Origin of the sequence: Albidovulum sp. (genome assembly GCF_041919395.1) — a bacterium.
In the GTDB taxonomy this organism is placed as follows: Bacteria; Pseudomonadota; Alphaproteobacteria; order Rhodobacterales; family Rhodobacteraceae; genus Albidovulum.
Genome location: NZ_JAYRTX010000122.1, coordinates 1 through 7,732, shown reverse-complemented (window position 1 = coordinate 7,732; position 7,732 = coordinate 1). Strand labels below are relative to the sequence as shown.

Below are 7,732 nucleotides of genomic sequence, written 5' to 3'. Positions count from 1 at the left end.
GTCCGGCACCCCGATCGGGTCCGGCTTCACGTTCGGAAGGCGTTCCACCAGCCGGATCATGTCATAGCCGAGATAGCCGAAGAGACCGGCAGCGATGGCCGGGATGCCGGCGGGCATGGCGATCCGGCTTTCCGCGATCAGCGCGCGGAGCGTGGCAAGGGGATGGCCCGGCAGGTCCTCGAAGGCCTCGGCGTCGAACCGCGCCTGACGGTTGATCCGGCTGCTTTCGCCCCGGCATTCCCAGATCACGTCCGGCTTCAGGCCCACGACGGAGTAGCGCCCGCGCACCTCGCCGCCGGTCACGGATTCCAGCATGAAGCTCATCGGCTGCGCCTCGGCGAGCTTCAGCATCAGGCTGACCGGCGTGTCGAGATCGGCCGCGAGCCGGGCATGGACGAGCTGGTTCTCACCCTGCGCCCAGCCCCGCTCGAAGGCCTCGAAGGAGGGGATCATCGCCAAGCGCCGGTCCTCAGTTCATCTGGGCGTGGACGGCATTGATTGCCGCCGGATTGAGCCGGATACCGGCCCTCGCCTCGATGCCTTGGGCGAAGAGCTGGAACATGTCGGCGGCAAGCGACTGGCCCACTTGCGTCTCGATCACCTCGCGCATCGCCACCACCTCCTCGCCGGCCGCGTCCGCGGCGTGCACCGCCGTGACCGAGACGAGGTGCACCCGGCCCGGCGTCGCGACCACGGCCGCGCCGCCCTCGGGCAGGCTGAAGGCTTCGTTCGCCACCTCGGCCGGGGTGTCGGCGATGAAGCCGCCCCGCGCGAAGTCCGCGAAGCGCGTGGTGACGAGGCCGGAGGAGGCGAGCGGCGTGCCGGCCTCCACTTTCGCCCTGATCTCCTCGCCGAGCGCCACGAGCCTGCGCTGCGTTTCCTCCCGCTGCCAGGCCGCGATCGCCTCAGCGCGCACCGCATCGAGCGGCTGAAGCGCCGGGGCCGCGATGCTGTCGAGCCGGAGCGCGAAGACGCCGCCGTCATCGAGTTGGGCCAGTTCCGGGAAATCCTCGGCCTTTGCCGCCTTGGCCGCATCGCGGAACGCGGCGTAGGCGGCGATGCCCTCCTCGGTCCCGTCGCTGAAGGCGACGCTGCCAAGCTCCATCCCCTTTTCCGCCGCGACCTCTTCGAGCGTGGCGCCGGAAGCCAGCAGGTCCTCGATCCCGTCGGCCTCCTCGGCGATGAGCCGGCGCGCCTGGTCCGCCGTCGCCTCGGCCGCAAGGTCATCGCGCGCGTCCTCGAAGCTCGTCTCCTGCGCTTCGAGGATGCCGTTCATGGAGTAGAGGGTCGGCCCGAGGTCGGAGGGCAGAGGCCCCACGACGCCGGGCTCGGTCAGCGCGAAGACCGCCTCGCCCGCCGGCCCAAGCGCCTCCTTCGACATCTCGCCCATGTCGATGTCTGCGAGCGTCAGCCCGCGTTCCGACGCGAGGTCCTCGAAGCTCGCCTCCCCGGCGTCGAGCCGCCGCTTCGCGGCCTCGGCCTCGGCGTCGGTCGGGAACACGAGCCGTTCGACGAGCCGCCGTTCCGGTGTCACGAATTCGGCGATGCGCTCGTCATAGCTCTTCCTCAGCGCCTCCTCGTCGAGCGCGACCCGGTCCGCGACGCTCTCGGGCGAAAGCCAGACATAGGTGATGTTGCGGATCTCGGGGCTGGTGAAGGTTTTCGGGTTCGCCTCGTAGTAGGCCTTGAGCGCCGCCTCGTCTGGCGTGCCGACCGGCGCGGTCAGGTCGGAGGCGATGAGTTCGGCGACGGTGAAGTCGCGCGTCTCGGTCGCCCAGGCGGCGAGCCTGGCCACGAAGGCCTCGGGCGCGGCGGCGGCGCCGAGCACGGCGCCCTGGAGGAGAGTGCGCGCAGCCTCGTCGCGGATCTTTGTCTCGAACTCGCGTTCGCCGAAGCCCTCCTGCTTCAGGGCCAGTGCGTAGGCGTCGCGGTCGAAGGTGCCGTCGGGTCCATGGAAGGCGGGGATCGCCGTCAGCTGCCGCCGCACCTGGGCGTCGCCCGCCGAAAGCCCGATGCGCGCGGCCTCGTCGTCGAGCGCGGCGGTGGCTATGACCTGCGCCTGCACGGCGCGGTCGATCCCCAGCGCCTGCGCCTGCTCGAAGCTCAAGGGCGTGCCGACCTGGGCCGAGGCCGCCTGCATTTCGCGCTGCAGCGCGCGGGCATAGTCGCGCAGGTCGATCTCGCGGTCGCCCACCGTGCCGATGGACTGCACCGAGCCGCCGAAGTTCCGCGCGCCGAAGCCGCCGAGCCCGAGGACCAGAAGCGCCATGAGGGCCCAGATGATGGTGTTGCCGCGCTTTTTGCTGCGCAGGGAGCTCGACATCGCGTTTGGTCCCCCGAGGTGTCCGTTTCGCTGGTGTTTAGGCCAGCGGCGAGGGCCGGGCAAGGCCGACCGTCAGGGACGCAAACCTCTGAGCCTCTCGATGAGGGTCCCGATCGCCGGCACGTCGATGTTGGCGAACGCGATCCGCACCTCGTGCGCGCCCTCCGGGTCGCGCGCGGGGCGGAACATCGTACCCGGAAGGAGGAGGACGCCGGCCTCGCGGACGAGCCGTCTGGCGAGTTCGGGCGAGGGTAGGTCGAAGGGATGGCGGGCGTAGGCGAAGAAGGCGCCGGCGCCGAGAAGGCGCCAGCCGGGCAGGGTGGCGAAACCGGCCTCGATCGCCGCGCGGCGGGCGAGGATCTCGGCGCGTTCGCCCGCGACCCACTGGGAAAGGTTCCGCATCCCCCAGAGCGCCGCGATCTGGCCAAGCTGGTTCGGGCAGATCGCCACCGTGTCGAGGAACTTCTCCACCTCGGCGAGCCGGCCGGCATCGGCGACGATGGCGCCGACCCGGTGGCCGGTCAGCCGGAAAGCCTTGGAGAAGGAATAGAGATGGACGAGCGTTCCGCGCCAGCCGGGGTCGCCGAAGAGGTCGTGCGGCGCCCCGGGGCGGGAGTCGAAGTCGCGGTAGGTCTCGTCGAGGATGAGCGCGAGGCCGCGGTCGCGGGCAAGCTCGTAGAAGGCGCGGACGGTTTCGGCGGGATACTCCACCCCGCCCGGGTTGTTGGGGGTGACGAGGACGATCGCGCGGGTTCGTTCCGTCAGGAGTGCCGCAGCGGCCGCGGGATCGGGGATGAGACCTGCCGCGGCAGGCAGCGGCACAGCCGTCACCCCCTGCATGTCGAGCCACATCTTGTGATTGAAATACCAAGGGGTAGGAAGGAGAACTTCATCTCCGGCGCGGGCGATCGTCGCCATGATTGCGCAAAACGCCTGGTTGCAACCCTGGGTGATCGCGACTTCTGCCGCCTCGATCTCGCCGCCATAGGCGGCGGACCACTGGTCCGCGATCTCGGCCCGAAGCGCGGGGAGGCCGAGCACGGGGCCGTAGAGATGCGCCGACGGATCGTTCAGCGCCGCCTCGGCGATCGCGCGACGCAGCCCCTCGGGCGGAGCCTCCATGGGAGCGGCCTGGCTGACGTTGATGAGCGGCCGGTCGGGCGCGAAGGTCACGCCGTCGAGCCAGCGGCGGGCCTCCATCACCGGGGGCGCCTCGGTCATGGCCATGGTCGCGGTCAGGGGCAGGGTCATCGCAGGCTCCGTGCTGAGGCTGCGGCAACTCTAACCGCCGGCGGCGTCGGCGCAAGGGCACGGCCGGCCCCGGGTCAGGCCCGCATCGCCCGGTATTCCGTCCAGACGAGCCAGATCACCAGAAGATCGAAGACGCTGAGCCCGAGCATGAGCGCCGAACCGGTCAGCATCCACTTGTGAATCTGCCAGAGGATGAACCCCGCCAGCACCGCGATCGACAGCGGATAGGCCCAGCGGACCCGTGCGATCAGCGCGGCGACGGCGGCCAGTTTGATCAGCCCGTGGCCGATCAGGTAGACCGCCCAGAAATGCTGCGTGCTGACCGACAGGCCCTGCGCCGCCGCCATGATCCAGCCGCCGATGAGGTCGCCCGGATCCTCGCCCAGTTCGCTGGCCGTCAGCCACCGCGCCATTGCCCGAACCCAGTCCGCGTGCAGGAAGAACATCGCGATGCCCGCGAGCGTTTCGACCGCGGCGAAGGCGGCCTTGGCGGTGATGCCGATCTCGAAGGCGTCGTGCAGGACCCGGGCCGTGCTTCCGGCAGGTCGCCGCTTCGGCGTCATTCGCGCCCACGGTAGGGCTCGACGTACTGCAACGCCATGTCCCAGGGGAAGAAGATCCAGGTGTCCTGGCTGACCTCGGTGATGTAGCTGTCCACCATCGCGCGGCCCGCCGGCTTGGCATAGACAGTGGCGAAATGCGCCTTCGGATAGAGCTTCCGCACCAGTTCCAGCGTCTTGCCGGTATCGACAAGGTCGTCGATGACCAGAACCCCTTCGCCTTCCGCGCCCATGATGTCGGCCTGCGGTGCCTTGATGACGCGCGGCGCGGTCTGGGCCTGATGGTTGTAGGACTTCACCGAGATCGTGTCGACGATGCGGATGTCGAGCTCGCGGCTGACGATCATCGCGGGTGCCATGCCGCCGCGGGTGATCGCGACCACCGCCCGCCAGGCGCCGTTGTCCGGCCCTTGCCCGTCGAGTCGCCAGGCGAGGGCGCGGGAATCGCGGTGGATCTGGTCCCAGGAGACGTGGAAGCCCTTCTCGTGGGGAAGCCGTTCCTTCATCGCGATCCTCGTTCAGTGCTGGATGATCAACATCAGACCAAGCAGGGCCATCGCCACGGCGCAGGCCCGGTCGATCCAGAATTTGGCGGCAAAGTAGCGCGAACGCATCCGCGCTGTCGACATCAGAACCGCAACCAGCGCATACCAGAAAAGCTCCGTCCCGAGGCAGAGCGCATAGAGCAGAGCCTGCCCCGAGGGAGCGAGCGGCTCGGGGAAGACCGAGAGGATCAGCGTCGCATAGAAGAGCGCGGGCTTGGGGTTGGAGAGATTGAGCGCGATGCCCCCCGCGAATCCGCGCAAGGCACCCCTTTCCGGACCCTCGGCCGCCTCCGGCAGGGGCGCGGTGGAGGCCTTCCAGAGCCCCCGGGCGAACCACAGCAGGTAGAATCCGCCGAAGACCTTCAGCGCCGCGAAGAGGAGCGGGTTGAGCTTGAACACCAGCGCCAGCCCGAAAAGCGCCATCAGGCACCAGAGCGAGGCACCCGTCGCAAGGCCGAGCCCGTAGGGCAGGGCCCGTTCACGGCCATGCGCGAAGGCGGTCTGGACGGTGGCGATGATCGCCGGACCCGGCGTCAGGATGGCGAGCGACAGCGCGGTGAAAAGGGCGGCGGCCTGGGGCAGGGCGATGGCGGCCATCGCCTGGGCCTACTCCTTGCCGTTGCCGTTTCGCCCGGTCACCGCGTCGATGTCCGGTGCATCGACCGCCTTCATGCCGACGATGTGGTAGCCGCAATCGACATGGTGCGTCTCGCCCGTCACGCCTGAGCCGAGGTCGGAGAGAAGGTAGAGCGCCGACTTGCCGACCTCCTCCTGGTTGACGTTACGGCGGAGCGGCGAGTTCAGTTCGTTCCATTTCAGGATGTAGCGGAAGTCGCCGATGCCGGAGGCCGCGAGCGTCTTGATCGGTCCGGCCGAGATCGCGTTGCAGCGGATACCGTCCTTGCCGAGGTCCTCGGCGATGTAGCGCACCGAGGCCTCCAGCGCGGCCTTCGCCACGCCCATGACGTTGTAATGCGGCATCACCCGTTCGGCGCCGTAATAGGTCAGCGTCAGAAGCGACCCCCCGTCCGGCATCATCGCCGCGGCGCGGCGGCAGACGGCGGTGAAGGAATAGACCGAGATGTCCATCGTCATGCGGAAGTTGTCGATGCCGGTATCGACATAGCGGCCCCGGAGTTCGTTCTTGTCGGAAAAGCCGATGGCGTGGACGACGAAGTCGAGCTTTCCCCAGACGGCCTTCAGGCGCCCGAACAACCCGTCGAGTGAGGCCGGATCGGAGACGTCGCACTCGATCACCTCGGTCGCACCGACCTCGGCGGCAAGCGGCTCCACGCGCTTCTTCAGCGCCTCGCCCTGGTAGGAGAAGGCAAGCTCGGCACCCGCGTCGGCGCAGGCGCGGGCTATCCCCCAGGCGATCGACTTGTCATTCGCAACGCCCATGATGAGGCCGCGCTTGCCGGCCATCAAATTGGTTGCCATATCTGCCCCCGCGCCACTTTCTTATCGAGTTCCGAAGCATTAGGCTAAGTTCCGACCTGCTTCAAGGGTGAGAGGCGCTAAATGGCGAGCCTGTTGCGTCGCTTGCAATCAGAACGAGAAACTGCGGGAATCAAAGAAGAATGTCTGATCGCAGCGGCATATTCTCCGGCACCGACCCGTTCGAGATCGCGCGAGCATGGCTTGCCGAGGCGGAAACGAGCGAGTCCAACGATCCCAATGCGATCGCGCTGGCCACGGTTGACTCCGATGGGTTGCCGAACGCGCGGATGGTGCTTCTGAAAGAGATTGAGGCCGACGCCTTTCTATTTTACACAAACTACGGATCGGCCAAGGGACGCGAAATTGCGGCTTCCGGCAAGGCGGCCTTCGTGCTGCACTGGAAGTCGCTCAGGCGGCAGATCCGGGTCAGGGGTGTAACCAGTCGCGAAGAAGGGCCGAAGGCGGACGAGTACTACGCCTCGCGGTCGCTTCAAAGCCGCCTTGGCGCCTGGGCGTCGAAGCAGTCCGAGCCGCTCGCTTCGCGCGCGAGGTTGATGGCGGAAGTGGCACGAGTTACGGCGGCGCATGGTATCGCGCCGGGACGTCCTCCCTTCTGGGGGGGGATCAGGATCAGGCCGCTGGAGATCGAGTTCTGGGCTGACGGGGCCTTTCGACTGCACGACCGGTTCCAATGGCGTCGCGCGACGCTGGCGGACGATTGGACGATCGCGCGATTGAACCCCTAACTTTCGCGCAGGTGGTGACCAGTTTCTCCAGGTGGTAGCTGAGTATCAATCCACTCTCCGCCGGTCGGTTCCGGCGGGGGCGGGAATGGGAAACGACGAACAATGACAGAAGAACAACAGAACCAGCACGAGGTCTCGGGCCGCGTGAAATGGTTCGATCCTGCCAAGGGTTTCGGTTTCATCGTCGCCGATGCCAGCGGCGGGGACATCCTGCTGCACGCCAACGTCCTGCGAAACTTCGGTCAGAGCTCGGTGGCCGACAACGCGCGAATCAGGGTCCTGGTGCAGCAGACGGCGCGCGGCGCCCAGGCCGTCGAGGTGCGCGAGATCCTTCCTCCCGAGACCGAGGAGGGCGCCCCGATGGAGGATCTCGGTGACAGCGACGCCGCCGAGATCGCGGCCCTGCCGCTGGAGCCGGCCCGGGTGAAGTGGTTCGACAAGACCAAGGGCTTCGGTTTCGCCAATGTCTACAGCCGCCCCGAGGATGTATTCATCCACATCGAGGTCCTGCGCCGGTCCGGCTTTGCCGATCTGCAACCCGGCGAGGCCGTCTGTCTCAGGGTGATCGAGGGCAAGCGCGGCCGCATGGCCGCCCAGGTCACCTCATGGGAAGCCGCGGTGCGGGACCGGAAATGATCCGCGCGGGCGGCCTTGCGGTCCTGCTTTTCGCCGTTGCCGGGCAGGGCGCCTTCGCTGGCTGTTCCGACGGCCGGGCCGAGTTTCGCTGGGACGGCGGGCACGCGCGCTTCTCGGTCGAGATCGCGGACGACGAGGCCGAGCGCGCCCAAGGGCTGATGTTCCGGCAGGAGTTGCGGCCGAGCGCCGGGATGCTCTTCATCTACGAGCGCCCTCAGGCGGTGTCGTTCT

At 68.0% G+C, this 7,732-nt stretch carries 9 protein-coding genes and 1 pseudogene; 3 read left to right on the top strand and 7 right to left on the bottom strand.

What is annotated here, in order from left to right; all coding sequences use genetic code 11:
* The 7 genes and pseudogenes from ACMUOO_RS15575 to fabI all read right to left on the bottom strand — a co-directional run.
* Positions 1-453, bottom strand: a pseudogene (locus ACMUOO_RS15575) (anthranilate synthase component I); the annotation flags it as partial.
* 16 nt (positions 454-469) lie between these two features.
* Entirely contained in the window at positions 470-2,323 is a 1,854-nt protein-coding gene (locus ACMUOO_RS15570) for a peptidylprolyl isomerase (protein ID WP_301918193.1), read from the bottom strand.
* A 72-nt stretch (positions 2,324-2,395) separates the two neighbouring features.
* Positions 2,396-3,574 (bottom strand): aminotransferase, encoded by a 1,179-nt coding sequence (locus ACMUOO_RS15565; RefSeq protein ID WP_301918194.1) that lies wholly within the window; start codon positions 3,572-3,574, stop codon positions 2,396-2,398.
* Between the two features lie 74 nt (positions 3,575-3,648).
* Positions 3,649-4,137: a DUF2127 domain-containing protein gene (locus ACMUOO_RS15560; RefSeq protein ID WP_301918195.1), complete on the bottom strand. Its 489-nt coding sequence runs from the start codon at positions 4,135-4,137 to the stop codon at positions 3,649-3,651.
* Positions 4,134-4,640, bottom strand: coding sequence for a xanthine phosphoribosyltransferase (gpt, locus tag ACMUOO_RS15555; protein ID WP_301918196.1), 507 nt, complete (start codon positions 4,638-4,640; stop codon positions 4,134-4,136). The genes ACMUOO_RS15560 and gpt overlap by 4 nt, the downstream gene beginning before the upstream one ends.
* A 12-nt stretch (positions 4,641-4,652) precedes the next feature.
* Positions 4,653-5,276, bottom strand: coding sequence for a LysE family translocator (locus ACMUOO_RS15550; RefSeq protein WP_301918197.1), 624 nt, complete (start codon positions 5,274-5,276; stop codon positions 4,653-4,655).
* A gap of 9 nt (positions 5,277-5,285) precedes the next feature.
* A complete protein-coding gene (gene fabI, locus ACMUOO_RS15545; protein ID WP_301918198.1) occupies positions 5,286-6,119 on the bottom strand; it encodes an enoyl-ACP reductase FabI in 834 nt (277 codons plus the stop codon).
* A gap of 140 nt (positions 6,120-6,259) precedes the next feature.
* On the opposite strand from fabI, the gene pdxH reads away from it, so the two are divergent.
* From pdxH to ACMUOO_RS15530, 3 genes are all read left to right on the top strand, one after another.
* Complete coding sequence (gene pdxH / locus ACMUOO_RS15540; RefSeq protein WP_301918199.1) at positions 6,260-6,865, top strand: pyridoxamine 5'-phosphate oxidase; 606 nt, start codon at positions 6,260-6,262, stop codon at positions 6,863-6,865.
* Between the two features lie 102 nt (positions 6,866-6,967).
* A complete protein-coding gene (locus tag ACMUOO_RS15535; protein ID WP_301918200.1) occupies positions 6,968-7,501 on the top strand; it encodes a cold-shock protein in 534 nt (177 codons plus the stop codon).
* A partial coding sequence (locus tag ACMUOO_RS15530) for a DUF192 domain-containing protein (RefSeq protein WP_413855696.1) occupies positions 7,498-7,732 on the top strand: 235 nt, incomplete at its 3' end. The genes ACMUOO_RS15535 and ACMUOO_RS15530, both read left to right, overlap by 4 nt.